Origin of the sequence: Pseudomonas sp. BF-B-30, from assembly GCF_019956305.1 — a bacterium.
In the GTDB taxonomy this organism is placed as follows: domain Bacteria; phylum Pseudomonadota; class Gammaproteobacteria; order Pseudomonadales; family Pseudomonadaceae; genus Aquipseudomonas; species Aquipseudomonas jessenii.
The window spans coordinates 26,264-51,619 of sequence record NZ_JAHBDG010000009.1 but is presented as its reverse complement, the minus strand read 5'-3'; the positions used below and the strand labels follow the sequence as shown (position 1 = coordinate 51,619).

Sequence of the window (25,356 nt, the reverse complement as noted above, 5' to 3'; positions counted from 1 at the left end):
GTTCAGCGCGTCAGTACGCGGGCATGCCGGGCCTGCCAGCCCAGCCGGATGGTCGTGTTGATTGCAAAATGGGCGAATTCAAACTGCGAGGACGGCACGCGCACGATCAGCGGTTTGTCGCTGAGGGGGGTCTGCACGTGCAGGTTGGTGTCGAGGCCGTGGTAGGCGATTTCGACGATCTTGCCGCTGACCTGATTGGCGCAATCGCCGCCCTGCTCCGTCAGCACTAGCAGGCGTTCGGGGCGAACCACCACGGCGACGGATTGGCCGCTCACCAGCGGCGCGTCGGTTTCGACGTTCAGTTCCTGGCCGTTGACCCGCACCGAGTGCTGGCCCGAGCGCACGCCTTCGAGCAGGTTGCTGACGCCGATGAAGTTGGCGACGAAGCGGCTGTTGGGGTTTTCGTAGAGTTCGGTCGGGCTGCCGCACTGGCACACCTTGCCGCCATCGAGCACGGCCATGCGGTCGGACATCACCAGGGCTTCTTCCTGGTCGTGGGTGACGATGATGAAGGTGATGCCGCTCTCGTGTTGCAGGCGCTTGAGTTCCAGCTGCATCTTTTCCCGCAGCTTCTTGTCGAGGGCGCCCAAGGGCTCGTCGAGCAACAACACCCGCGGACGCTTGACCAGTGCCCGGGCCAAAGCCACCCGCTGACGCTGACCGCCGGAAAGTTGATCGGGCTTGCGCTCGGCCAGCTCACCCAGTTGCGCGGTACTCAACACTTCATCGACCCGGCGACGGATTTCGGTTTCCGGTAGACGCTCCATTTCCAGGCCGTAGGCAATGTTCTTGCGCACGGTCATGTTGGGAAACAGCGCGTAGGACTGGAACATCAGGTTCAGCGGACGCTTGTTGGCCGGCAGCGGCGAAATGTCATTGCCGTCCAGGTAGATGCAACCACCGCTGGGGGTCTCGAAACCGGCGAGCATGCGCAACAGCGTGGTCTTCCCGCAGCCGGACGGCCCGAGCAACGCGAAGAACTCGTTCTCGCGGATGCTCAGCGACACCTCGTTGACCGCCAGACCGTTGCCATAAGACTTGCTGACCTTATCCAGGATCAGTACCGCGGGTGAATTATTCATGGGTGCGAGGAGCCTTGTTGAGACGCTGCGAAGCCAGCAGCGCGGTGATGCTGACCAGCATCACCAGCGTCGCCAGAGCGTTGATTTCCGGGGTGACGCCGAAGCGGATCATGGCGTAGATCTGCATGGGCAACGTGGTCGAGGCCTGGCCGGAGCCCGAGTTGAAAAAAGCGATGATGAATTCGTCCACCGACAGGGTGAACGAAAGCAAACCGCCGGCCAGCACACCGGGAAAAATCACCGGCAGCAGCACTCGGCGCAAGGTGGTGAACCAGCTCGCACCCAGGTCAATCGAGGCTTCGAGGATCGAATAATCGAAGTGCTTGAGCCGCGTGCGCACCACCGCACAGACGAAGGCGATGTTGAACACCGCGTGGCTGATGATGATCGAGTGCAACCCCAGGCCGACCTTGAGCAGGTTGAAGAAACTCAGCAGCGCAATCGCCAGCACGATGTCGGGAATGATCATCGGCGCCATCAGCAAGGTGTCGACCACCTGGCCTTTGTCGTTGCCCTTGCGGCGCAACTCGATGCCCAGCGCCAGGAACGTGCCAAGCACGCAGGCAATGAAGGTTGCTGACAACGCAACGACCAGAGTGTTGAGTGCCGCCGACAGAATCGCCGTGTTGTGCGCCAGTGCCCCGTACCACTTCAGCGATACGCCGCCCCAGGCGGTGGGCAATCCGGACTTGTTGAACGACAGCAGGATCAACACCAGGATCGGTATATAAAGGAAGGCGTACACCAACCCCAGATGCGAACCCAGCACGGTGCTGCTGACAGAACGAGACTGACTCATGAGCGCGCCCCTTCTGCACGACGGGCCACCAGTGCCTGGATGAACAACAGGATCAGCATGATTGCGATCAGGAAGAAACTCAGCGCCGCACCGAACGGCCAGTCCCGTGCCGTGAGGAATTGCGAATAGATCAGGTTGCCGACCATCTGCACCTGCTTGCCGCCCAGCAGATCGGCAGTGATGAAGTTGCCGATGCTCAACACGAAGACAAACACCGCACCGGCGGCGATACCCGGTACGCTCAACGGCAGGATGATCCGGCGAAAGGTCATCCAGCCCGAGGCGCCGAGGTCTTTCGAGGCGTCCCACAGTTCGTTGTTGATCCGCGACAGCGACGAGAAAATCGCGAGGATCACAAAGGGGATGTAGTTGTAGACCAGCCCCAACACGACGGACGACTCGGTGTACAGCAGGCTGATGGGTTCGCCGTTGTAGCCGAATAATTGCAGCATGCGGTTGATCAGGCCTTCGCGGTTGAGCAGGACGATCCAGGCGTAGGTGCGGATCAGGTAGTTGCTCCAGAACGGCAGCATCACCAGAAACAGATACACCGCCTGACGCCGCCGTGGCGCGCGGGCAATCGCATAGGCCGCCGGGTAGCCGATCAACACCGCGAACACCGTGGCCAGCCCGGCGATTTTCGCCGACTTGAGCAGGATGCCCAGGTACAGCGGATCGAACGCACGCTGGTAGTTTTCCCAGGTGAACAACCAGTCGATGCCGCCATACGCACCCCGTTCGACGAAGCTGTAGACCAGCACCAGCAGGCACGGAATCACCAGGAACATCAGCAGCCAGCCGAAGCCGGGCGCAAGAAGCCAGGCCGACAGACGCCTGTCAGCATGCAAAGCACTCATTACCCATATCCTCCCGCCTCAGGACAGAGGCGGCTTGCGAGCGTGGCGAGGCATGCCGGGCATGCCTCGGATCGACGTGGCGTTAGTTCTGCGCCGCCATGATTTCGGTGACGGCGCGGGTGTAGGCCTTTTGCGTGGTGCCGCCCAGGTCGCGCAACTGCTCCATTTTCAGCAGCTCGGCGGGGGCGATGGTCAGATTGGGGTATTGCTTGAGCAAGTCAGCGGACAACCCGGCCATAGCCGCCTGGTTGGGGACTTTGTAGAGGATGTTTTCAGCGACCCAGGCGTGGTTGTCCTTGGCCAGCATGAAGTTGATGAACTTGAAGGCTTCGTCCTGGTGTTTCGAACCTTTGAGCACCACCATGGTGTCCACCCACAGGTCGGAACCTTCCTTGGGCACCACGAACTTGATCGCCGCGTTGGCTTGCGTGCCGTAGTTGCACCAGCCGTCCCAGGCGTGGGCCATCAGCGATTCGCCGGAGGCCAGCTTGGAATAGAAGGTGGTGTCGTCGAAGGAGAGGATGCGTTTTTTGGTGGCGATCAGTTGGTCGCGAACCGCGGCGATTTGCGCGGGGTCGCTGTCGTTGACCGACCAGCCTTTGGCGAGGAAACCGGCGCCGAGCATCCAGCGGTCGGTGGCGAGCATCGTGACCTTGCCCTTGAGGGCATCGCTCGGATTGAGCAGCTCGTTCCAGCTCTGTGGCGCTGGTGTCACCTTGTCGGAGCGGTAGCAGATGCCGGTGGTGCCCCAGGTGTAAGGCACGGAGAACCGGTTGCCCTGGTCATATTCCAGGTGAGTGGCTTCGGGGTAGAGGTTTTTCAGGTTGGGGACTTTGACCGGATCGATGTCCGCCAGCAGTCCCTGCTTGTGCAGGACTTCGGCGAAAGGCGAGGAGACGAACACCACGTCATACCCTTCGCCACCGGAGGCCATCAGCTTGCCCATGATTTCTTCGTTGGTGGCGTGCAACGCCTTGTCGACGTCCACACCGCTGGCAGCCTTGAACTTCTCCAGCGCATCCGGGGCCATGTAGCCGTCCCAGATGGAAATCACCATGTCTTTCGCACTTGCAGCCTGTGAAGCGATCGCCAGGGAAACGGCCAATCCCACGCACAGAAGATCATTCAGCTTGCTCATAAATACTCACCCGACGATTGTTTATTGTTGTGTTCGAAGGCAGTACGGCAAAACGAGAAACGATTGCTTGTGTTTTTTTTTAGAAATTAGGACCAGTATCAAAAGATGTCAACGCTTTTTTACGGCCTGACGCTTCGCCAGCGCATGACATAAGATGAGCACCTGAGTCCGACAGCGGATCACAACGAGAAAAGACGCTTGAGCACGACAGCCGAAAAAAAACCGCGCACCAATCACCTGGAGCTGGCCCGCCGCATCCTCGAGCACACCCAGGAAAGCGCAATGGTGGCCGGCGACCCGGTGGCCGAACAAGCCCTGGCCCGGACCTTCCAGGTCTCGCGCACGCTGATTCGCGGCGCGTTGAAAGTGCTACTGGAAGAAAACCTGCTGAGCCACGAAGCCGGCAAGGGCTACCGACTGCTGGCCTCGCCGGCGGGCCAAGTCTTCAACGCCACCCTGCCGCAAGCCGAGGAAGAAGAATTGGCCGCCTCGGTGCTGCGCGACCGCATGGCCGGGCGCCTGGGCGACAGCATCAGCATCAGCGAACTGATGCGCCGCTACGACATCGGCCGGCCGGCGGCACAAAAGGCCCTGCAGCAATTGAGCGAAAGCCAGGCCATCGAACGCGGCCCCGGCCAGTCCTGGCTGTTTCGCCCGTCGCTGAACAGCCTGGCCGCCCTCGAAGAAAGCCTGAAATTCCGCCTGATCCTTGAGCCTGAAGCCCTGCTCAGCCCCAGCTTCAATGCCGATCCGCAACGCCTGGCGCTGTTGCGCAGCGCCACGCAAAGCCTGCTCGCCCGCCCCGTGGAAGACTTCGACATCCAACAATTTCGCGAACTGGACATCAGCTTCCACGAACTGCTGGCCCAGAGCTGCGGTAACCGCTTCATCAGCGACGCCCTGCTCCAGCATCAGGGCCTGCGCCGCCTGCCGAACCTGCTGCCATCGGTGAGCGTGCACCGCCTGCAGGAAGCGCTACGCGAACACCTGCAAATCATCGCGCAGATCGAACGCGGGCAGATGGAGATCGCCGCCGACCTGCTGCGTTTGCACCTGCGCCTGAGCGCCGCGCAACGGCCGCAAACCGCCAACCGTGGCATCCCGCAAAGCCATCTGTTCGGGCGTCGCTAACCGGCTCGCAAAAACATGATGATTTTTTTTTGAAAATAAGACAGCATCAAAAACACCTTCAGGAGCGGCGGGTCTGACCCGCCATGGACAGTCCTCGCCATGCAAAAACAAAAACTGATCGCCCTGTTTCCGGAAGCCAGTTTCGGCGCGGCCTTGAACTGCATTGGCATCGCTCAGTCGCTGCGTGAACTGGGCGCCAAGCCGGTGTTCATCTGCCATGAACATTTCCAGGGGTTGTTCGCCGAATACGGTTTCGACGAGTACCCGATTCCGCAAGCGAGCCCGTTGTCGGCGGCGGAACACCAGCACTACTGGGAACGCTTCATCGAGCGCAGCATTCCCTACTTCGACCAGACCCCGCTGGCACAGATCGACAGCTATGTGGCGCCGGCCTGGGAAGCCATCATCGATACCGCCATCGAAGCGGAAAAACCCTTGCAGCAGTTGCTCGGCCGCCTCAAGCCCGACGTGATCGTGCTCGACAACGTGGTGATGTTCCCGGCCATCGCCAACGTCGGTTGCCCATGGGTGCGGGTGGTGTCCTGCGCCGAAACCGAACTGCCGGATGCGGCCGTTCCGCCGTACCTGTCCGGGTGCCTGACCAGCGACACCCAGGCCTGTGAGCGTTACACCGAGCAGTACCTCAAGGCTGTCGCGCCAGCCCATGAACGCTTTTCGCATTTTCTCCTCGGCAACGGCACCGCGCCGTGCCCAGCGGGGCAGTTCCTCACCGACTCGCCATGGCTGAACCTGCTGCTGTCACCGACGCCAGTGCGCTATGAGCGCCAGCAACCGCTGGACCCGCAACGCTACGTGTACCTCGACGGTTGCGTGCGCCGCGAAGCGCCGTACATTGTCCCGGACTTTCCACGGCACAACGACGCGCCGCTGATCTACCTCAGCTTCGGCAGCCTCGGCGCCGCCGACACAGGGATGATGAAACGCCTGATCAGCACGATCGAAAGCTTGCCGTACCGCTTCCTGGTCAACGTCGGCGCCTACCGCGACATGTACACCACCGTGCCGGACAACGTGTACCTGGACAGCTGGTTTGCCCAGCCGGCGGTGCTCAAGGAATGCCAGTTGTTCATCCACCACGGTGGCAACAACAGCTTCTGCGAAGCGCTGTACTTCGGCCTGCCATCGCTGATCATCCCCTATTGCTGGGACGGCCACGACAACGCCGCCCGCGCCGAGGAAACCGGCGTCGGCCGCTACCTGCCGCGCTTTGCCGATCCCCTGGCCGCCCTACCCGCCGCCCTCGAACAACTGCTGGCCGATCAAGCGATGAAACAACGCCTCACATCGTTCAGCGAGCGCATGCAGGCGACCCGCGGCACCGACATTGCCGCGCGGGCGATCCTGGCACTCTAGCCATAACAACAAAAACCGTCGGGCAACCGAACGCAATCGTCGCTGCCCGACACACCGCCGGAGTTTCAGCATGAATGCCCCATCGCTTCTCGATGCGCTTGACCATGTCCTGCCCCATCCCTTCTGGCAGGACACCGTCACCCCGCCGCCCGCCGCACCTTCCGTCACCGGCACGGTGCAATGCGACCTGGCCGTGGTCGGCGGCGGATTCACCGGATTGTGGACCGCCCTGCTGGCGCGTCAGCGCAACCCCGGGCTGAGCATTGCGATCATCGAGGCACGACGCTGCGGCGGTGAGGCCAGCGGGCGCAACGGCGGTTTCTGCGCGCCGAGCATTTCCCACGGGGTGTCCAATGCGCTCAAGCGCTGGCCGGATGAAGCCGCGCAACTGATCCGCCTCGGCCGGCAGAACCTCGATGAACTGGCCGCCGACCTGCAACGCTTTGGCATGCACGTCGAGTTCGAACGCCATGGCAAACTCAACGTCGCCAGCCAACCGTGGCAGGTCGACGGGTTGCGCTCGATGCAGCGTAACTACGCGCGGTTCGGCATTGACTGCGAGTGGCTGGAAGGCCGCGCTCTGACGCAGAAACTCGACTCCCCGGCGTATGCGGCCGGCCTGTTCGAACCCAATTACGCCCTCCTCAACCCGGCGAAAATGGCGGCCGAGCTGCGCCGCGTTTGCCTTGAACAAGGGGTCCAACTGTTCGAAAACAGCCCGGTCCTGAAACTCGATGCCCGCCGCGACAGCCTGTGCCTGCCCACTGCCGACGGCGAAGTCATCGCCGGGCAAATCGCCCTCGCCACCAACATCGCCCCGCCGCTGCTCGGCCATCTGGCATCGAGCGTGATCCCGGTCTACGACTACAGCCTGGTCAGCGAACCATTGAGCGATGCGCAGCTGCAAGCCATCGGCTGGACCGGTCGCTACGGCATCGCCGACGCCGGCAACCAGTTCCACTACCTGCGCAAGACCGCCGACAACCGCATTCTCTGGGCCGGCTTTGATGCCATCTACCATTTCGGCGGGCGCCGCGACGAAGCCCTGACCCAGCGACCGCAAAGCTTCCAGCGCCTGGCCGAGCAGTTTCACCAAACTTTCCCGGCCCTTGGCGATGTGCGCTTCAGCCATGCCTGGGGCGGCATCATCGACACCTCGGCGCGCACCACGATGTTCACCGGTTGCGAACACCAGGGCCGCGTCGCCTATGCCTTGGGCTTCACTGGACAAGGGGTGTCCGCCAGCCGCTTCGCCGCGCTGAACATGCTCGACCTGCTGGCCGGCGAGCGCACCGAACACACCGAACTGCTGATGACCTCCAAGGCGCCGTTCCGCTTTCCGCCCGAACCCTTGCGTTACGTCGGCGTGAAACTGGCTCAGCGCTCACTGGCGCGGGAGGACCGCGACGGTCACCGTGACCTGCTGCTCAAGACCTTCGATGCCTTTGGCATCGGTTTCGATTCCTGATCCGGAGACCACCATGTCCACAGCCCTGCCCCGGCACGTCATCGACTTCGCCAACGACCTTGCCCCCCGTGAAACTGAAATCAACGACCCGGCCGTGGTCGACGCGCCTTACCGCAGCAAGAGTTGGCGGCACTTTGTGACGCCTGAGAAAAACGCCGTGGCCGGTATCTGGGAGGCAGGACCGCACCGGGAGCATTGCCAGTGCGATTACGATGAGCTGTGTCACATCCTCGAAGGCACCGTGCGCCTGACCGATGCCGAGGGCGTCGCGCGCACGTTCGGCCCCGGTGATTCCTTTGTGGTCGCCAGCGGATTCAATGGCACCTGGGAAAACCTCACCACGGTGCGCAAGGTCTACTTCATCCTTGGCTAAACGGCCCCGACCGCTACGTCAGTCTGCTGACAGACCTGGTTGCGCCCGTTGCGCTTGGCCTGGTACAGCGCGTCGTCTGCGCGGGTCACCAGGCTTTCCGGTGTATCGCCGGGTTGTGCATGGGCCACGCCGAACGAGGCGGTGATGGTGTCCAGCACCGTGTCGGTGCCCCGGGCCTTGACCCGCAGCGACTGGATTTTCAAACGCAGGCGCTCGGCAAAAGCGCCCGCGGCGGCCAGGTCCGGACAATCCTTGAGCACCACGCAAAACTCCTCGCCGCCATAACGTGCCGCGAACGCTTCGCCAGGCAGCGAATCACGCAGCACCCGGGCGACATGCTGAAGCACGCGGTCGCCCAAGGGGTGGCCGTACTGGTCGTTGAATTGCTTGAAGTGGTCGATATCCAGCATGACCAGCGCCACGCCCGTCGCCACGTTGCTCAAGGCCTGTTCAAGCTGGCGGTTGAAGGTGGTGCGGTTGAGCAATTCGGTCAGGCCATCGAGGGTCGCGGCCAGTTGGGCGCGCTCCAGCTTGTCACGCAGGCTTTTGATTTCATGCTGTGCCGATTGCAACTGGGCGAGGAAATGTTCCTGCTGCCCCTGCATCAGCCGGGTGCTCTGTTGCAGTTGGGTCAGGATGCTCGGCAAGCGCTCGCTGGCGGGCTCTTCAAGCATCTGCAGGTATTGGCCGAGGCTGGCCTGGAAATCCTGGTTACCCTTCACGCTGCGCGATACATCGCGCTCCATGTCGTCGACCAGATTGATCGCGTCCTGCTGCCCGGAGCGGGCGTCCGCCAGTTCATCGCGGATGATGTACTCGCGAAACAGTTTGGCGGCCGACTCCGGCGGGAAGTAGTCGAAGTCATTGACCACCCGGTCCAGGTGCCGATTGAGCTCCGGCTCCTGGCCCTTGCTGTAGGTGTACCAGAGCGCGTAGTGCACCGGGTTGGGCGGAATGTTGTGACGAACCATCAGCGGCACTGCCTGCTTGAGCAATGCCGCCGCCTCGCGGGAGTCTTCTGGATACAGCGCTAGAACAGTCGCACGCGTGTCTGATTGGCTCATGGTTTCACTGTGATTGTTATCATTGGCGTTTGGCAAACTCGCTGAGCATAGCCATACGCCCGGCAAACGACCATCCCGAATTACACAATCATTTCAACCCGGTACGCCTGTGCCACAGGTCCGATCAACTGTTGGTCGGCATCATCCCGGCCATGTTCTGGCGCCGACGGTAAGCCGTATCACGGTTCGCCAGCCAGTAGTACAGCGGTGTGGTGACCACCAGCCCGACCAGCCAGGATAAATCCGCACCGTCGATGTGCACCGCCACGGGGCCGGTGTAGATCGGCGTGTTCATGAACGGGATCTGCACCACGATGCCGATGGCGTAGGCCAACAGCGCCTGCGGGTTGAAGCGGCCATAGATGCCGCCGTCGACACGGAAGATCGAGGCGATGTCGTACTCGCCCTTGTGGATCGCGTAGAAGTCGATGAGGTTGATCGCGGTCCACGGCACCAGCACCACCAGCAACGCCAGTACCAGGTCGACGAAATGCCCGATGAAATCCGCCGAGGCGCCGATGGCCGCCACGCAGCAACCGGCTAGGATAATCAGCGACAGTACCGCTCGGCTTGAAGCAGTCGGAATCCAGCGATGGGCGAAGGTTTGCAGCAAGGTGATCACCGACAGCACGGCGCCATACAGATTCAGGGCGTTGTGGCTGATCACGCTGAGCAGGAACAGCACCAGCATCAGCGGGCCGATGGCGCCGGTCGCGAGTTTCACCGCGTCCATGGTGTCCATGCCCACCGGCGTTGCCAGCACGGCGACGGCACCGAACACGAAGGACAGGATTGAACCCAGCGAGGAGCCGAGGTAGGTCGCCCAGAACGTCGAACTGACCTTCACGTCTTTGGGCAGGTAGCGCGAGTAGTCGGACACGTAGGGCGCGAAAGCGATCTGCCACAGCGCCGCCAGCGACACCGTGGCCAGCCAGCCGGAAATGTTGAAACTGCCACGGGTCAGGAAGTCATCGGTCTGCACGTGGGTCAGGATGTAACCGAAGCCGAGCACGATGCCGAGGCCCAGCACCCAGGTGCCGATGCGATTGAGCACGTGGATGAAGCGGTAGCCAATGATGCCGATGATCCCCGAGCCAAGGCCGCCGAGGACGATGCCGACCGACACCGGCACGCTCTCGACCACGCCATGCAGCGACTTGCCGGCCAGGACGATGTTGGAAGCGAAGAAACCGATGTACATCACGCCGGCAATCACCACCACCAGCAACGCGCCCAGCGAACCGAACTGAGCGCGGCTCTGGATCATCTGCGGAATGCCCATCTGCGGTCCTTGCGCCGAGTGCAGCGCCATCAGCACACCGCCGACCAGGTGGCCGACGATGATCGCGACAATGCCCCAGACCAGGTTCAGGTGAAACAACTGCACGCCAAGCGCACCGGTAACGATGGGCAACGGCGCGATATTGCCGCCGAACCACAGGGTGAACAGATCTTTGACCTTTCCGTGGCGATCCTCAGGGGGGACGTACCCGATCGTGTGTTTCTCGATGAGCGGGGCGGATGAAGCGGTGGTGGACATGACGAACTCCAAGGCAAGGATGAGTACGTGTTCGTACTTCGGTGTGCGCGGGCATACCTGCGCATTTCTTGTTGGAGGCGATCATGGACAAAGAGCGCGGGGAGGAAAATTAGTTAATTTGTGCCTTTAAACCTTAAAAAAGATTGCGTGGTTTTCCGGAATAACCGGCAGAAAAAACCAATAAAAATAAAATATTGATCAGAACACCATGACAACTGAACGACGAAATCCCTGTGGGAGCGGGCTTGCTCGCGAAGACGGCGGCACATCCAACATCGATGTGACTGAAGTACCGCTTTCGCGAGCAGGCTCGTTCCCACAGGGTCCTGCGTTTTAACTGACTACCATCACCATTGCGCGAAGTCGGCAAAGCATGAACCCGAGGTATTGCACTGTGCTTTTTGTGGGAGCGGACTTGCTCGCGAAGACGGCGGCACATCCAACATCGATGTGACTGACATACCGCTTTCGCGAGCAGGCTCGCTCCCACAGGGTCCTGCGTCCGAATTGACTACCATCACCATTGCGCGAAGTCGGCAAAGCATGAACCCGAGGTATTGCACTGTGCTTTTTGTGGGAGCGGGCTTGCTCGCGAAGACGGCGGCACATCCAACATCGATGTGACTGAAGTACCGCTTTCGCGAGCAAGCTCGCTCCCACAGGGTCCTGCGTTTTAATTGACTACCATCACCACTGCGCGAAGGCGGCAAAGTTTGAACCTGAGGGTTTGCACCAGGCTTTTTTGTGGGAGCGGGCTTGCTCGCGAAGACGGCGGCACATCCAACATCGATGTGACTGACATACCGCTTTCGCGAGCAAGCCCGCTCCCACAGGGGTTATGTGGTGCCTGTGTTAGCGCGCAGCCCAGGCATTGAAGCGCTGTTCAAGTTCCTCGCCATGGTCAACCCAGAACTCCGCGTCCACGGCCCGCGCGCCGGCCAGGTTGGCCTCGGCGGTCGGCAGTTGGTCCTGCACATCCTTGGGCAGCAATGGCAGGGTCTGGCGATGCACCGGCCCGTAGGGGATGGTTTCCGAGAAGACTTTTTGCGTCTGCGGCTGGCTGGCAAAGGCGATGAAGTTTTCCGCCAATGCCTTGTTCGGCGTGCCTTTGACCACCGCCCAGTATTCCGGATCGTACAGGCTCTGCGGCCAGACGATGCTCAGTTTCATCCCTTCCTTCTGCGCCGAAGCGATCCGGCCGTTGTAGGCCGCGCTCATCACTACGTCACCGGCCACCAGCCATTGCGCCGGCTGCGCACCCGCCTCCCACCACTGGATGTTCGGCTTGATCTGGTCGAGCTTGGCGAAGGCCCGCGTCACGCCTTGCGGGGTTTTCAAGATCTTGTACACGTCGTCCGCCTTGACTCCGTCGGCGAGCAACGCGATTTCCAGGGTGTACTTGGCGCTCTTGCGCAGGCCGCGCTTGCCCGGGAAGTCGGCGACGTTCCAGAAGTCGGCCCAGGACTGCGGCGCCTTGGCCTGCTTGCTCTGGTCGTAGGCCATGACCATCGACCAGACATAGGTTGCGACACCGCACTCGGTCAGCGCACCCGGCACGAAGTTCGCCGAATCACCGAAGCGTCCCGCATCGAGCTTCTCGAACAGGCCCTCTTCGCAGCCACGCAACAACTCGGGGCTTTCGACTTCCACCACGTCCCAGCTGGTGTGACCGGCGGAGACCATGGCCTTGATCTTCGACAGCTCGCCGTTGTACTCCCCGGCGATGATGTTGCCCGCGCCGCTGGCGTTGAAGGGCTGGAAGTAGGCCTTATCCTGGGCCTGTTTGGTAGCACCACCGAAGGAAATCACGGTGAGGTCCTGGGGGGCCGCCCACACACTGGCACTCAACAACGCCAGGGCAAACGGAACACTGCAACGCAAGGATCTGGACATGGATCGCTTCCTCGGGGCTTGTCGGCCCGTTGTTGTTATGGGTGTTCGGATTCACTCAAGTAAGCCGCCAGGCGATCCATCAAGCGGTCACAGGCCGCCATCTGATCAACGCTGACAAATTCATCGGGCTTGTGCCCCTGGTCCATGCTGCCGGGACCGCAGACCACCGATGGAATCCCGGCCTGATCGAACAGCCCGCCTTCGGTGCCAAAGGCCACGGTGCTGAACTCGTCACTGCCGCACAGCTGGGCAATCAGCCGGGCCGCTGCGCTGTCGGCGGGTGTCGCCAGGCCGGGATAGGCCGAGATTTTTTCAAAGCGGATACCGGTATTGGTGTCCACGGCCTGCATGGCCGGCAGCAACGTTTGTTCGGCGTAGTCCTGCAACTCATCGACGACCACTTGCGGGGCGAAGTCCGGCAAGGCGCGGATCTCGAAATCGAAACGGCAGTCCGCTGGAACGATGTTCAGCGCCGTACCGCCCTGGATCACTCCGACCTGCACGGTCGAGAACGCAGGATCGAAGCGCTTGTCGTGCAATGGCGGCCGGGCCAGGGTGGCGCCGATGTCCCCCAGCCGACCGATCAGGCGCGCGGCCTGCTCGATGGCATTGACCCCGTAAGGTGCGTAGGCCGAATGACAGGCGGCGCCGCGCACGTGACACCGCATCGCCAATTTGCCCTTGTGGCCAAGCACCGGCTTGAGTTCGGTCGGCTCGCCGATCAAACACAGCGCTGGTGTCGGGATGCGTTGGGGCAGCACTTCCAGCAAGCCGCGCACGCCGAGGCAACCGACCTCTTCGTCATAGGAAAACGCCAGGTGCACCGGGCGCTTTAAAGGGCTGGAGAGAAACATCGGCACAGCGGCCAGCACCGAGGCCAGATAGCCCTTCATGTCCGCGCTGCCGCGACCGTAAAGCTTGCCGTCCGCCTCGCTCAGGCAGAACGGTTCGACCGTCCAGGCCTGGCCGTCCACCGGCACCACGTCGGTGTGCCCGGACAACACGATGCCGCCGGCCACACACGGGCCGACCGTGGCCAACAGATTGGCCTTGGTCCGCTCGGCGTTGTAGATCAGTTCGCAATCCACGCCCAGTTCGTGCAGGTAGTCGCGCACGAACTCGATCAGCTCCAGGTTCGAATCGCGGCTGACCGTGGCGAACCCGATCAATCGCGCGAGCATGGCGCGGCTGCGCAACTCACTCATCGCCTGGCACTCCATACGCGGGGGCCAGGGTCGGATTGAGGGCGCGGGTCAGGTAGTCCTGCAATTGCGGCTCGTAGGCCGTCCACAGTTTGCCCAGCTCGCCAATCGGGTTTTCCTCGGCCCAGTCCACCCGCAGGTCGACAATCGGCCAGGTCAGGTCACCGACCACCGACAACGCTGCCGAGTGCACCGCGCCGGCTTCGCCGCCAGCGTCCTGCCCGGCCTGCAACGCGCTCATCAGCCGGGTGGCGAGACAGCCTTCGCTGTTTTCGAACGCCGCGACCATTGCCTCGATCACCCCACTGTTGGCCAGCAGGTTGCCGGCCGCCACGCATTGGTCACCGGCCACAGCGTTATTGATGCCCAGGGCATGGTTGCCACTGAACACCGCCGTGCGCCCGTGGGCATCCACCACCGCCACCTGGCGGTATTGGCTGTAGCCGTTGCGGGTCAATGAGTGGTCCAGCGCCTGGGGCGGCGCCGAGCCGTTGGCCAGTTCATCGAGGATCTGCGGGCCGAGGGCCGGCAGCGTGATGTTCTGGCTCGACACCGCGCCGACACCGGCCCGCAGCCACGGGCAGCGCGCGCCGACGGCAATGCTCGAAGAGCTGATGGCAATGCCCAACTGGCCGGTCTCGGCGCAGCGACCCACGATGGAAAAAGTCATGGCGAATTCCTTATTCAGGGATGACAGCGATCACATCAATTTCCATCAGCCACTGCGGCTGGCCGAGGGCGCTGACCACAAGGCCGGTGGAAATCGGGAACACGCCCTTGAGCCACTTGCCGACCTCCTGGTACACCGGCTCGCGATAGCGCGGGTCGATCAGGTAGGTGGTGGTCTTGACGATGTGGCTCAGGTCGCTGCCCGCCTCTTCCAGCAGTTGCTTGACGTTGCGCATGGCCTGCTCGGCCTGGGCGCGCGGATCACCGAGGCCCACCAGTTGGCCGTTGAAATCGGTACCGACCTGACCACGCACATACACGGTGTTGCCGGCGCGCACGGCCTGGCACAAATCGTTGTCCAGCGTCTGGTTCGGGTAGGTGTCTTTGGTGTTGAACATGCGGATGCGGGTATGAGTAGGCATTAACGAACTCCCATGAGGCTGGCTTTGTGAATAGGTGCACGGGCGGCTTCGGCTTGACGCTGGGTCGCATCCCGGTAGTTGAGATAGGTGTGCTGTTTAACGATGTGGTCGGCGATGTGCTTGGCGTCGTGCCAAACGCCCCAGATAAACGCGGAGCCACGACGGGACTGCCAAGGCAACCCCACGAAATACACCCCCGGCTCGGCCGACACACCGCGCTGGTGCTGCGGCTTGCCGTTTTCCTTGAAGGCATCGACCTTCAGCCAGCTGTAATCGGTGGAGTAACCAGTGGCCCAGATAATCGTGGTGACGCCGGCCTTGAGCAGATCCAGCTCCAGGATTGGATTGGTCACGCAATCCGGGTCCGCCAGCATGGCCCGGGCTTCGGGTTCCAGCGGCAAGTCCAGGCCATTGCGTTCGATGTAGGCGTCGGCCTTGTCGAGCAGTGCCAGATAGTTTTCATCGCCACGCTGGATGTTGTCAGCGAGGTTGTTTTCGAAACTCACCACGGCGTCGTTGAACGATTGGGTCAGACCGACCAGGGTCATGCCCTGGTGAGCCAGCCGGCGGAAGTCCACGGTGTGGCCGCCACGGGCACCGCTCACGGCGATGGTCACGTGTTCCTTGCCCGGTTGCATGGCTTCGGCATCCCACTCGCCAAGCACCCCCAGCCACCAGCAGAAATCACGGTTGCGATAGGCACGCGGCGGACGATCGTGGGCGCCCACCGACAGGTACACCTGCTTGCCGGAACGTTGCAGTTCATCGGCGATCTGCACGCCCGAAGAACCTGCGCCCACCACCAGCACCGCGCCTTCGGCCAGTTGCTGCGGGTTGTAGTATTGGGCGGAGTGAATCTGGGCGATGCCGGCGATTTGTGGGGCAATCGGCGGAATGGCCGGACGCTGGAACGGACCGGTGGCGACCACCACATGCCGGGCCTCGATCACGCCATCAGAGGTTTCAACGGTGAAACCGGGACGGTCGATGTTACGTTCGACTTTCTTCACGTCCACGCCGGTACGGATCGGCGCGTTGAACTTGCGGGCGTAGGCTTCGAAGTACTCAGCCACCTGCTCTTTCCCGGCGAAGGCATCCGGGTCCAGACCGTCGAATTCCAGCCCCGGGAAACGGTCGTGCCAGGCCGGGCCGTTGGCTACCAGCGAATCCCAGCGACCGGTGCGCCAGGCTTCGGCGATACGATTGCGCTCCACAACGAGGTGAGGCACACCGAGCTTGCTCAGGTGTTCACTCATGGCCACGCCGGCCTGGCCGGCGCCAACAACAAGCGTATCAATTTCGGTTTTATCAACTGTCATGGCTGTGCACTTCTGAAAGGTGGTTTGATTCAGGTCGGTCATGGCTGCCGCCTCGATTCTGATCACTGTTGTTCTTCTGCTGCGGCTATCGGTGTCAGGGTGTTGGCCGCATTCTGTTCGGAGCCGGGAAATAGCGAAATTATGTTTTTTGTGGTTGCTGGCGAGGAAAAAGCGTCGAGCCGACCGGTCGGCTGTGCAAGGTTGCGGGAGGCCTGATCCCGGCCTATGGTCCTAGCGATGCAATGCCGGCGATTGACGCCTGATGGCACAGCGCCGGTCGATGTCCACCCAGTGCGAATAGCGCAAGGAAGTGACGACATGACTGACAACTCCCGCCCTGCCGTGCTCGAACTGATCGGCAATACACCTCTGGTACGCGTCAGCCGATTCGATACCGGCCCGTGTACGCTGTTTCTCAAACTCGAATCCCAGAATCCCGGCGGCTCGATCAAGGACCGCATCGGTCTGGCGATGATCGACACCGCCGAACGCGATGGCCGCCTGCGCCCTGGCGGCACCATCGTCGAAGCCACCGCCGGCAACACCGGCCTCGGCCTGGCCCTGGTCGGCCGCGCCAAGGGTTACCGAGTGGTGCTGGTGGTGCCGGACAAGATGTCCACCGAGAAGGTCTTGCACCTCAAGGCCATGGGCGCCGAGGTGCACATCACCCGCTCCGACGTCGGCAAGGGCCATCCCGAGTATTACCAGGACGTCGCCGCACGGCTGGCGGCGGAAATTCCCGATGCGTTCTTCGCCGACCAGTTCAACAACCCGGCCAACCCGCTGGCCCACGAATGCAGCACCGCGCCGGAGATCTGGGCGCAAACCCAGCATGATGTGGACGCCATCGTCGTCGGCGTCGGTTCGGCCGGCACTCTCACCGGGCTGACCCGTTTCTTCAAACGGGTACAGCCGGACCTGGAAATGGTCCTGGCTGACCCGGTCGGCTCGGTGATGGCCGAATACAGCCGCGGTGGCACCCTCCCCACCCCCGGTTCCTGGGCGGTGGAAGGCATTGGCGAAGACTTCATCCCGTCGATTGCCGACCTGTCCAGCGTGCGCCACGCCTATTCGATCAGCGACGAAGAAAGCTTTGATCACGCCCGCCAACTGCTGCGCGCCGAAGGGATTCTCGGCGGTTCGTCGACCGGCACCTTGCTGGCGGCGGCGTTGCGTTACTGCCGCGAACAGACCCAGCCGAAACGGGTCGTCAGCTTCGTCTGCGACACCGGTACGCGTTACCTGTCGAAGGTCTACAACGACCAGTGGATGAACGATCAGGGCCTGCTGCAACGCAAGCACTACGGCGACCTGCGCGACCTGATCGCGCGGCGCTTCGAGGATGGCCGAGTGATCAGCGTCGGCCCGGATGACACGCTACTGACGGCTTTCCAGCGCATGCGCCTGGCGGATGTCTCGCAGCTGCCGGTGCTGGTGAAGGGGCAGCAACTGGTCGGCGTGATCGACGAGTCCGACATCCTGCTGGGCGTGCATGAAGACGTTGCGCACTTTCGCAGGGCAGTCTCCAGCGCCATGACCGACAAACTGCAAACGCTGTCCCCCGATGCCACCCTGGCTGAACTGGAAGCCGAGCTGGGCCGGGGACTGGTGGCGATCATCCAGGATGCCTCGGGCTTTCACGGCCTGATTACCCGAACCGACATGCTCAACCATTTGCGGAGATCCCTGCCATGAGTCAACAGGATAAAAACGCCCCGCCACAGGGCTTCGCCACCCGGGTGATCCACGCCGGGCAAGCGCCGGACCCTTCGACCGGGGCGTTGATGCCGCCGATCTACGCCAACTCCACCTACCTGCAACAGAGCCCCGGGGTGCACAAAGGCCTGGACTACGGGCGTTCGCACAACCCGACGCGATGGGCGCTGGAACGCTGCGTGGCCGATCTCGAAGGCGGCACCCGGGGCTTTGCCTTCGCCTCGGGGCTGGCGACCATTTCCACGGTGCTCGAACTGCTCGACGCCGGCTCGCACATCGTTTCGGGCAACGACCTGTACGGCGGCACTTTCCGCCTGTTCGACAAGGTGCGCCAGCGCAGCGCCGGGCACCGCTTCAGCTTCGTCGACCTGACCGACCTGGCGGCGTTCGAGGCGTCCCTGCAAGACGACACACGCATGGTCATGGTCGAGACCCCGAGCAATCCGCTGCTGCGCCTCACCGACCTCTCCGCCATCGCCCGCACCTGCCGCGCCCGCGGCATCATCTGCGTGGCCGACAACACCTTCGCCAGCCCGTGGATCCAGCGCCCGCTGGAGCTTGGCTTCGACATCGTGCTGCACTCGACCACCAAATACCTCAACGGTCACTCCGACGTGATCGGCGGTATCGCCGTGGTCGGGCAGAACGCCGAACTGGCCGAGCGCCTGGGCTTCCTGCAAAACGCCGTCGGCGCCATCGCCGGCCCGTTCGATGCGTTCCTTACCCTGCGCGGCGTGAAGACCCTGGCGCTGCGCATGGAGCGACATTGCAGCAACGCACTGGAGCTGGCGCAGTGGCTGGAGCGCCAGCCACAAGTCTCACGGGTCTACTACCCAGGCCTGCCGTCGCACCCGCAACACGAACTGGCCCAGCGGCAAATGCGCGGTTTCGGCGGGATGATCTCCCTCGACCTCAACAGTGACCTGGCCGGTACCAAACGCTTCCTTGAAAGCGTGCAGATCTTCGCCCTGGCCGAAAGCCTGGGCGGCGTGGAAAGCCTGATCGAACACCCGGCAATCATGACCCACGCCACCATCCCGCCCGATACCCGCGCGGAACTGGGGATTGGCGATGGGTTGGTGCGGTTGTCGGTGGGCGTCGAGGATGTCGAGGACCTGCGTGCCGATCTGGCGCAGGCGTTGGCAAGGATGTAAATCACCTGAATGGTGGGACACCGCAAAACCTGTGGGAGCGGGCTTGCTCGCGAAGACGGCGGCACATCCAACATCGATATGACTGACACGCCGCTTTCGCGAGCAAGCCCGCTCCCACAGGTCTTTTTTTGGCCTTAGGTCTTGTTGCAACGCTGGTCAAGTACGCAAGAGCCCCTATAATCGCGCCGTTTTCGTCTACCCTCACGAAGCGTCGTGCAGCAATCAGCTTGTGCGGGGCGCATCGACATTTTTCCGCTATTGAACCGGAGAACTTCCATGCTCAAACGTACCCTGGCATTGGCCGTCGGCCTGACCCTATCCTTTTCCACCCTGCTGGCACAGGCCGCCGATACCCTCAAGGTCAGCGCCATTCCTGACGAAGCCCCCACCGAATTGCTGCGCAAGTTCAAGCCCCTGGGCGAGTATCTGGAGAAGCAACTGGGCATGAAGGTCGAGTTCGTGCCGGTGTCCGACTACCCCGCGGTGGTCGAGGCGCTGGCCACCGACCGTATCGACATGGCCTGGCTGGGCGGCTTCACCTTCGTGCAGGCGCGACTGAAAACCGGCAATGCCATTCCATTGGTACAGCGTGAACAGGACGCCCAGTTCACCAGCAAATTCATCACCGCCGACCCGGCCGTCAAGTCGCTGGCCGACCTCAAGGGCAAGTCCTTTGCCTTCGGTTCGGTCTCATCGACGTCGGGCAGTCTGATGCCGCGTTACTTCATGCTGCAGGACGGCATCAAGCCGGAAACCTATTTCAGTCGCGTCGGTTACTCGGGCGCCCACGACGCCACGGTCGCCTGGGTTCAGGCTGGCAAAGTGGACGCCGGCGTACTCAATGCCAGCGTCTGGGAAAAACTGGTCAAGGCCGGCAAGGTCGATACCGACAAGGTCAAGGTCTTCGCCACCACACCGGCCTACTTCGACTACAACTGGACCGTGCGCGGCACCCTCGACCCGGCCCTGGCTGGCAAAATCAAGGCGGCATTCCTCGCGCTCGACCCGGCCAACCCGGAGCAAAAAGCGATTCTGGACCTGCAAGCCGCCAGCCGCTTCATCGAGACCAAGCCTGAGAACTACAAGGGCATCGAGGAAGCCGCACGCGCTGCCGACCTGCTGAAATGACCTTGCACCTGAACCGGGTCAGCATCACCCACGGTAACGGCGTGCGTGCGCTGCATGAGGTCGACCTGCACATCGGCGCCGGTGAGCAAGTCGCAATCATCGGCCCGTCCGGTGCCGGCAAGTCGAGCCTGCTCAACGTGCTGGCCACCGCCCTGCGCCCGGACAACGGCGCGGTCGAGGTGCTCGGCGAACACGCCTGGCAGCTCGGCGCGCGTCGACGTCAGCAGTTGCGGGCGCGGATCGGCCTGGTGCATCAGGCACCACCCCTGCCACCCCGGCAACGGGTGGTCACGGCGGTGCTGGCCGGAAAGCTGGGGCAATGGGGTTTTGCCAAAAGCCTGTTGAGCCTGTTGCATCCGGTGGATGTGCCGGGCGCGCGGGCGGCGCTGCTAAAGCTGGACCTGGGTGACAAGCTGTTCGCCCAGTGCCAGCAATTGTCCGGCGGCCAACTGCAGCGCGTGGGCATTGCCCGGGTGCTGTACCAGGCGCCCGAAGTGCTGCTGGCCGATGAGCCGGTGTCGGCGATGGACCCTGTGCTGGCCGGGCACACCCTGTCAGTTCTCTGCCGACACGCCCGGGAACACCAGGTGACGCTGGTCGCCAGCCTGCATGCGGTGGAACTGGCCCTGGCGCACTTCTCGCGCATCATCGGATTGCGTGAAGGGCAGATCCTGTTCGATCTTCCCGCCAGCGACGTCGACCATGATTTGCTCGACAAGCTCTACGCCAACGAGCAACTGCTGTCGCCGCCCGCGCCGGTGGCGCCCTTGAGCCTGCAGATTCCACGATGCTGACCCGCGATACACGAGACCCGGCCACCCTGCCCCGCCTGTTGCTCAGTCTGTTGGCGCTTGCCCTGTTGTGGCCCGGTATTCATTTCAGCGAACTGGACCTGGGTGTGCTGCTCCAGGCTGACAGCCAGAGTGAGATGGGCCGGTTTGTCTCGGCCTTCTGGCCACCGGCCCATGGCGAAGAGTTCCTCCGGTTGCTGTGGCAAGCCACGTTGCAAACCCTGGCCATCGCCACCGCCGGCATGGCCCTGGCCTTGCTATTGGCCATCCCCGCCAGCCTGCTGGCCAGCCGGGCGCTCTCGTTGTCGGCGGCTTCGCGCAGCGGTCGCCCGAGTGCCTTGGGCCGGTTGTTGCGCTGGCCGGTGCGCGGGTTGCTGATTTTCCTGCGCAGCGTGCCGGAAATCGTCTGGGCCTTGCTGTTCGTGCGCGCCGTCGGCCTTGGCCCGACGGCCGGGGTGCTGGCCATTGCCATCACCTACAGCGGCATGCTGGGCAAGGTCTACGCGGAGATTTTCGAATCGGTGGACCAGCGTCCCGCCCACTCGCTGCTGCAAGCCGGCAGTGGCCGATTGGCGGCGTTCTGCTACGGCATCCTGCCCAATGTCGGGGCAGAGTTGCTGTCGTATACGGTATATCGCTGGGAATGCGCGATCCGCGCGTCGGTGGTGATGGGCTTCGTCGGCGCCGGCGGGCTGGGCCAGCAGATCGACTTGTCGTTGCGCATGTTCGCCGGCGGTGAAGTGGCGAGCATGTTGCTGACCTTTTTCGTCCTGGTGCTGTTCGCCGATCAGATCAGCCGCCTGTTGCGCTGGAGGTTCGCATGAATCGCCTTTTCAACCTGCTGCTGATCTTCTGTATCTGCGCGGCGGTCGTGGCCTCGTTCAGCTACCTGGGCATCGACCTCGGCGAGCTGACGGGCAGCGGTAACCTGAAGCAGATGGGCGCCTACGTGCTGCGTTTTCTCAGCCCGGACCTGAGCACCGGCCATCTGCAAGCCATCGGCCGTGGCGCCGTGGAAACCATGGCCATGTCGGCCCTCGGCACCCTGCTCGCGGCGGTATTCGGCCTGGTCCTGGCTTTGCCGGCGGCCGGTCGTTTCGGTTGGCCGTTGCAGAGTGCGTCGCGCCTTGTGCTTAACGCCCTGCGCGCAATTCCCGAACTGGTGTGGGCCGCGCTGATGGTGCTGGCAGCCGGACTCGGCCCCAACGCCGGGACCCTGGCATTGGCCATGCACACCACCGGGGTGCTGGGTCGATTGTTCGCCGAAGCGCTGGAAAACACCCCGCCGCAACCGGCCGAAGCCATCCGTCTGCAGGGCGGCAACGTCGTCTGGGCCTTCTGTTACGGCACCCTGCCCAACCTGTTTCCGCAGCTGTTGGCGTACATCCTGTACCGCTGGGAAAACAACATCCGCATGGCCAGCGTGCTGGGTTTTGTCGGTGCCGGCGGTTTGGGGCAGATGCTCTATGTCAGCCTCAGCCTGTTCCAGGAGGCCCAGGCTAGTACTGTGATCCTGGCGATGTTGGTGCTGGTGTTTGCGGTTGATGGGTTGAGTAGTTGGAGTCGGCAGCGTTGGGTTAAGGCGTGATGGGGGATTGCATGGATTTGCTCACCTGATTGCATTCGAGCTGAGCAACCATTTGTATGGAGTTGACTACCACGTTTTATGGCTATGATCGGCAGAAAACGACCGATTCTGTTGAAAAAATCGACCATGGTTTCCACGACAGAAAAGTACGCGCTTGAGATTGAAATCTTTACTTTTTGAACAGAGGATTCCGGGTTCAGATTTCGCATGGCGGCGCGCGAAAAAGGCGTTTTCAGTGGTCAGTTTGCGAGCAGTCTGGAAGAACCGACTTTTTCAACAGAATCGGCCGTTTGCTGCCTGTCGCGAAGGGTGGCAGCCGACCCAGAGCTGCCATTCCTAATGTGGACGTAGAGTCCATCAGGGCGACTGAGTCAATCAGAAACTGGGGCGGTCCCCCGTCTGGATTAACGGGCGCTCACTTAATTCCGACCCTATCCTGCAATGTCGCTTTCACGTCACTACTCATTTGTGGTTACCCCTGGGGGGTAATTACATGTCGCTCTACCGCGCTCCATACTCTGGCCAGCCCTGGCGGGTTGGGCCCTTACTTAACTGTGCAAGGAACAGAGATGAAGATTGAATTGGTGCAACTGGCTGGCCGTGACGGCGATGTCGTTCACAACCTCGGGCGTACCTTGGAGGCCATCGCTACCTGCGCGGCTGACACGGATCTGTTGATTTTCCCGGAAACCCACCTGACGGGATTTGTCGATGCCGAGCAATTGGCGAGTGTTGCCGAACCCTTGGATGGCCCCACCTTGCAGGCCATCGAGCAGCTGGTGCGCAAGCGTAATGTCTCGGTCGTCGTCGGCATTGCGGAGAATGATGGCGGCATCTTTTACAACACCTCGGTGCTGGTGACTCCCGAAGGTATCGCCTTGCGCTACCGCAAGACCCACCTGTGGCCATCGGAGCGTGGTCTGTTCCAGCCGGGTGACCGCTATGTCACGGCACTGTGGAAGGGCCTGCGTGTAGGCATCCTGATTTGCTACGACATCGAACTCCCGGAAAGTGCCCGTGCCCTTGGGCAGCTCGGCGCCGAGTTGATACTGGTCACTAACGGCAACATGGATCCCTACGGCCCGGTCCATCGCACGGCAATCATGGCTCGCGCCCAGGAAAACCAAGCGTTTGCTGTCATGGTGAATCGGGTGGGAGAAGGAGATGACGGCCTGGTGTTTGCAGGGGGCAGCGCAGTGGTCAATCCGCTCGGACAAATAATGTTTGAGGCCGGCCGCGAGGAGTGTCAGCAGGTGGTCACACTTGACCTTGACCAGCTCAAGGAGTCCCGTCGGGATTACGACTATCTCAGCGACCGTCGCCTGCATCTGACAGGTGAACAACTTGAGCATACGGACGGTCGTCGCGAGCTGCTGATTCCTTGAGTCGCTCGAATTCTTTTCCCCCGTAATACGTTATTGATCTTGCCGATGTCGGCCCTGCCATATAAATCTAACAATCAGCAGGCGCAGCGCTGTTTTTTTTTTAAACAGCGCTACCGCTCCGGAGTCTCCAGATGAACCCGAAAGTCGGTTTACAGCTAGTCCTTGCCTCACTGTTGAGTACAAGCATCCTCTGTACTGAGGCTGCTGAGCCCAAGATGAATATCTACAGCTGGTACGACTTTATCGCACCGGATGCGACGAAAAATTTTCACGAAGAAACCGGCATCAAAGCGACGTATGACTCATTCGATAACGCCGATGTCATGCAAAGTAAACTCATGGCCGGCCGCAGCGGCTATGACGTGGTAATTGCTACCGATGGGCTATTGCCAAACCTGATAAAGGCCGGTGTCCTCAAGGAAATAGACCCGGCGCAATTGTCCAATTATCACCATCTCAACCCGGATATCCTTGCCAAGTTGCAAGCTAACGATCCAGGCAATCGATACGCCGTTCCGTATATGTGGGCTACCACCGGGATTGGTTATGATGCGAACAAGGTCAAGTCGATTCTTGGTCCGGATGCTCCGGTCAATTCATGGGACCTGATTTTAAAGGAGGAGAACCTCGCCAAGTTAAGCCAATGCGGCGTGGCCATGCTGGACGCACCGGGCGAGATTTTTCCGATAGTACTGCATTACCTTGGGCTGCCTTATAACAGTCAGAATCCTGAGGACTTCCGCAAAGCTGAGGCGCTGTTGCTGAAGCTGCGCCCGTACATCCGTTACTTCGACTCATCTAAATTCAGCGCTGACTTGGCCAATGGCGACGTCTGTGTTGTGCTCGGCTGGGCTGGCGGAGTTTTCGGGGCACAAGAGAGTTCCAGACTTGCTGGCAACGGTCGCAAGATCATCTATAGCATTCCTCGCGAAGGTGCCCCGGTTTGGGTGGAAAACCTTGTGCTGCTTAACGATTCCCCGAATCCAGCGGAGGGAATGGCCTTCATCAATTACATGCTTCGCCCTGAGGTCATCGCTAAGTCCTCCAACTATTTGGCATATCCGAACGCCAACAAGGACGCCACCGCGCTGGTCGAGGAGAATATTCGCAATAACCCTGACGTTTATCCGTCGAAGCAGGTTTTGGATACTCTGTTCCCGCTGGAGCCGATATCGCTGAAAATGGAGCGTGTACGTACCCGTCTCTGGAGCAAGATCAGGACTGGCAGTTGATCGTACCTGCAGAAGGACGATTAGGGGCCAT

At 61.7% G+C, this 25,356-nt stretch carries 23 protein-coding genes; 12 read left to right on the top strand and 11 right to left on the bottom strand.

The annotated features are described in order from the left end of the window. Positions 1 to 2: 2 nt before the first annotated feature. From KGB29_RS05680 to KGB29_RS05665, 4 genes are all read right to left on the bottom strand, one after another. Positions 3 to 1,082 (bottom strand): ABC transporter ATP-binding protein, encoded by a 1,080-nt coding sequence (locus KGB29_RS05680; protein WP_150815037.1) that lies wholly within the window; start codon positions 1,080 to 1,082, stop codon positions 3 to 5. Next, the gene (locus KGB29_RS05675) at positions 1,075 to 1,881 is read right to left on the bottom strand and encodes an ABC transporter permease (RefSeq protein ID WP_150815038.1); all 807 of its coding nucleotides are present in this window, start codon (positions 1,879 to 1,881) and stop codon (positions 1,075 to 1,077) included. Before KGB29_RS05675 ends, KGB29_RS05680 begins: the two co-directional genes overlap by 8 nt. After that, a complete protein-coding gene (locus tag KGB29_RS05670) occupies positions 1,878 to 2,738 on the bottom strand; it encodes an ABC transporter permease (protein ID WP_150815039.1) in 861 nt (286 codons plus the stop codon). The genes KGB29_RS05675 and KGB29_RS05670 overlap by 4 nt, the downstream gene beginning before the upstream one ends. Positions 2,739 to 2,820: 82 nt before the next feature. Next, the gene (locus KGB29_RS05665; protein ID WP_150815040.1) at positions 2,821 to 3,876 is read right to left on the bottom strand and encodes a spermidine/putrescine ABC transporter substrate-binding protein; all 1,056 of its coding nucleotides are present in this window, start codon (positions 3,874 to 3,876) and stop codon (positions 2,821 to 2,823) included. Between the two features lie 198 nt (positions 3,877 to 4,074). Here KGB29_RS05665 and KGB29_RS05660 point away from each other — a divergent pair, with 198 nt between their 5' ends. The 4 genes from KGB29_RS05660 to KGB29_RS05645 all read left to right on the top strand — a co-directional run bounded on the left by KGB29_RS05660 (position 4,075) and on the right by KGB29_RS05645 (position 8,222). Further along, positions 4,075 to 5,007, top strand: coding sequence for a GntR family transcriptional regulator (locus tag KGB29_RS05660; protein WP_150815041.1), 933 nt, complete (start codon positions 4,075 to 4,077; stop codon positions 5,005 to 5,007). A gap of 99 nt (positions 5,008 to 5,106) precedes the next feature. Then, complete coding sequence (locus KGB29_RS05655) at positions 5,107 to 6,381, top strand: nucleotide disphospho-sugar-binding domain-containing protein (RefSeq protein WP_150815042.1); 1,275 nt, start codon at positions 5,107 to 5,109, stop codon at positions 6,379 to 6,381. Between the two features lie 70 nt (positions 6,382 to 6,451). Next, on the top strand, positions 6,452 to 7,849 hold the full coding sequence (locus KGB29_RS05650) for an NAD(P)/FAD-dependent oxidoreductase (RefSeq protein WP_223616256.1): 1,398 nt from the start codon (positions 6,452 to 6,454) through the stop codon (positions 7,847 to 7,849). Between the two features lie 13 nt (positions 7,850 to 7,862). Then, entirely contained in the window at positions 7,863 to 8,222 is a 360-nt protein-coding gene (locus KGB29_RS05645; protein ID WP_154947377.1) for a cupin domain-containing protein, read from the top strand. Here KGB29_RS05645 and KGB29_RS05640 read toward each other — a convergent pair. The 7 genes from KGB29_RS05640 to KGB29_RS05610 form a co-directional block, all read right to left on the bottom strand. Further along, a complete protein-coding gene (locus KGB29_RS05640; protein WP_154947376.1) occupies positions 8,219 to 9,286 on the bottom strand; it encodes a GGDEF domain-containing protein in 1,068 nt (355 codons plus the stop codon). The genes KGB29_RS05645 and KGB29_RS05640 overlap by 4 nt on opposite strands. A gap of 124 nt (positions 9,287 to 9,410) precedes the next feature. Continuing rightward, on the bottom strand, positions 9,411 to 10,826 hold the full coding sequence (locus tag KGB29_RS05635; RefSeq protein ID WP_150815046.1) for a purine-cytosine permease family protein: 1,416 nt from the start codon (positions 10,824 to 10,826) through the stop codon (positions 9,411 to 9,413). Positions 10,827 to 11,678: 852 nt separating this feature from the next. Then, the gene (locus KGB29_RS05630) at positions 11,679 to 12,719 is read right to left on the bottom strand and encodes an ABC transporter substrate-binding protein (protein ID WP_102671907.1); all 1,041 of its coding nucleotides are present in this window, start codon (positions 12,717 to 12,719) and stop codon (positions 11,679 to 11,681) included. A gap of 35 nt (positions 12,720 to 12,754) precedes the next feature. After that, on the bottom strand, positions 12,755 to 13,924 hold the full coding sequence (argE, locus tag KGB29_RS05625; RefSeq protein WP_150815047.1) for an acetylornithine deacetylase: 1,170 nt from the start codon (positions 13,922 to 13,924) through the stop codon (positions 12,755 to 12,757). Further along, positions 13,917 to 14,591 carry a DUF1028 domain-containing protein gene (locus tag KGB29_RS05620; protein WP_090456242.1) on the bottom strand — a complete coding sequence of 225 codons (675 nt, stop codon included), beginning with the start codon at positions 14,589 to 14,591 and terminating at the stop codon, positions 13,917 to 13,919. The genes argE and KGB29_RS05620 overlap by 8 nt, the downstream gene beginning before the upstream one ends. A gap of 10 nt (positions 14,592 to 14,601) precedes the next feature. Beyond that, positions 14,602 to 15,012: a RidA family protein gene (locus tag KGB29_RS05615; protein WP_003201555.1), complete on the bottom strand. Its 411-nt coding sequence runs from the start codon at positions 15,010 to 15,012 to the stop codon at positions 14,602 to 14,604. After that, on the bottom strand, positions 15,012 to 16,373 hold the full coding sequence (locus tag KGB29_RS05610) for a flavin-containing monooxygenase (RefSeq protein ID WP_191626136.1): 1,362 nt from the start codon (positions 16,371 to 16,373) through the stop codon (positions 15,012 to 15,014). The genes KGB29_RS05615 and KGB29_RS05610 overlap by 1 nt, the downstream gene beginning before the upstream one ends. Before the next feature lie 276 nt (positions 16,374 to 16,649). Between KGB29_RS05610 and KGB29_RS05605 the strand changes: the two genes are divergently transcribed. The 8 genes from KGB29_RS05605 (at position 16,650) to KGB29_RS05570 (ending at position 25,325) form a co-directional block, all read left to right on the top strand. Beyond that, a complete protein-coding gene (locus tag KGB29_RS05605; RefSeq protein ID WP_090456244.1) occupies positions 16,650 to 18,026 on the top strand; it encodes a pyridoxal-phosphate dependent enzyme in 1,377 nt (458 codons plus the stop codon). Next, positions 18,023 to 19,201 (top strand): trans-sulfuration enzyme family protein, encoded by a 1,179-nt coding sequence (locus tag KGB29_RS05600; RefSeq protein WP_090456246.1) that lies wholly within the window; start codon positions 18,023 to 18,025, stop codon positions 19,199 to 19,201. The genes KGB29_RS05605 and KGB29_RS05600 overlap by 4 nt, the downstream gene beginning before the upstream one ends. Before the next feature lie 276 nt (positions 19,202 to 19,477). Then, entirely contained in the window at positions 19,478 to 20,329 is an 852-nt protein-coding gene (locus KGB29_RS05595) for a putative selenate ABC transporter substrate-binding protein (protein WP_090456250.1), read from the top strand. Further along, complete coding sequence (locus KGB29_RS05590) at positions 20,326 to 21,123, top strand: phosphonate ABC transporter ATP-binding protein (protein WP_150815050.1); 798 nt, start codon at positions 20,326 to 20,328, stop codon at positions 21,121 to 21,123. Before KGB29_RS05595 ends, KGB29_RS05590 begins: the two co-directional genes overlap by 4 nt. Next, on the top strand, positions 21,117 to 21,944 hold the full coding sequence (locus tag KGB29_RS05585) for a PhnE/PtxC family ABC transporter permease (protein ID WP_150815051.1): 828 nt from the start codon (positions 21,117 to 21,119) through the stop codon (positions 21,942 to 21,944). The genes KGB29_RS05590 and KGB29_RS05585 overlap by 7 nt, the downstream gene beginning before the upstream one ends. Beyond that, positions 21,941 to 22,708, top strand: a complete 768-nt coding sequence (gene phnE / locus KGB29_RS05580; protein ID WP_150815052.1) for a phosphonate ABC transporter, permease protein PhnE — start codon at positions 21,941 to 21,943, stop codon at positions 22,706 to 22,708. Before KGB29_RS05585 ends, phnE begins: the two co-directional genes overlap by 4 nt. A 569-nt stretch (positions 22,709 to 23,277) precedes the next feature. After that, positions 23,278 to 24,093 (top strand): carbon-nitrogen hydrolase family protein, encoded by an 816-nt coding sequence (locus tag KGB29_RS05575; protein WP_150815054.1) that lies wholly within the window; start codon positions 23,278 to 23,280, stop codon positions 24,091 to 24,093. A gap of 131 nt (positions 24,094 to 24,224) precedes the next feature. Further along, on the top strand, positions 24,225 to 25,325 hold the full coding sequence (locus tag KGB29_RS05570) for a polyamine ABC transporter substrate-binding protein (protein WP_150815053.1): 1,101 nt from the start codon (positions 24,225 to 24,227) through the stop codon (positions 25,323 to 25,325). Positions 25,326 to 25,356: the final 31 nt, after the last annotated feature.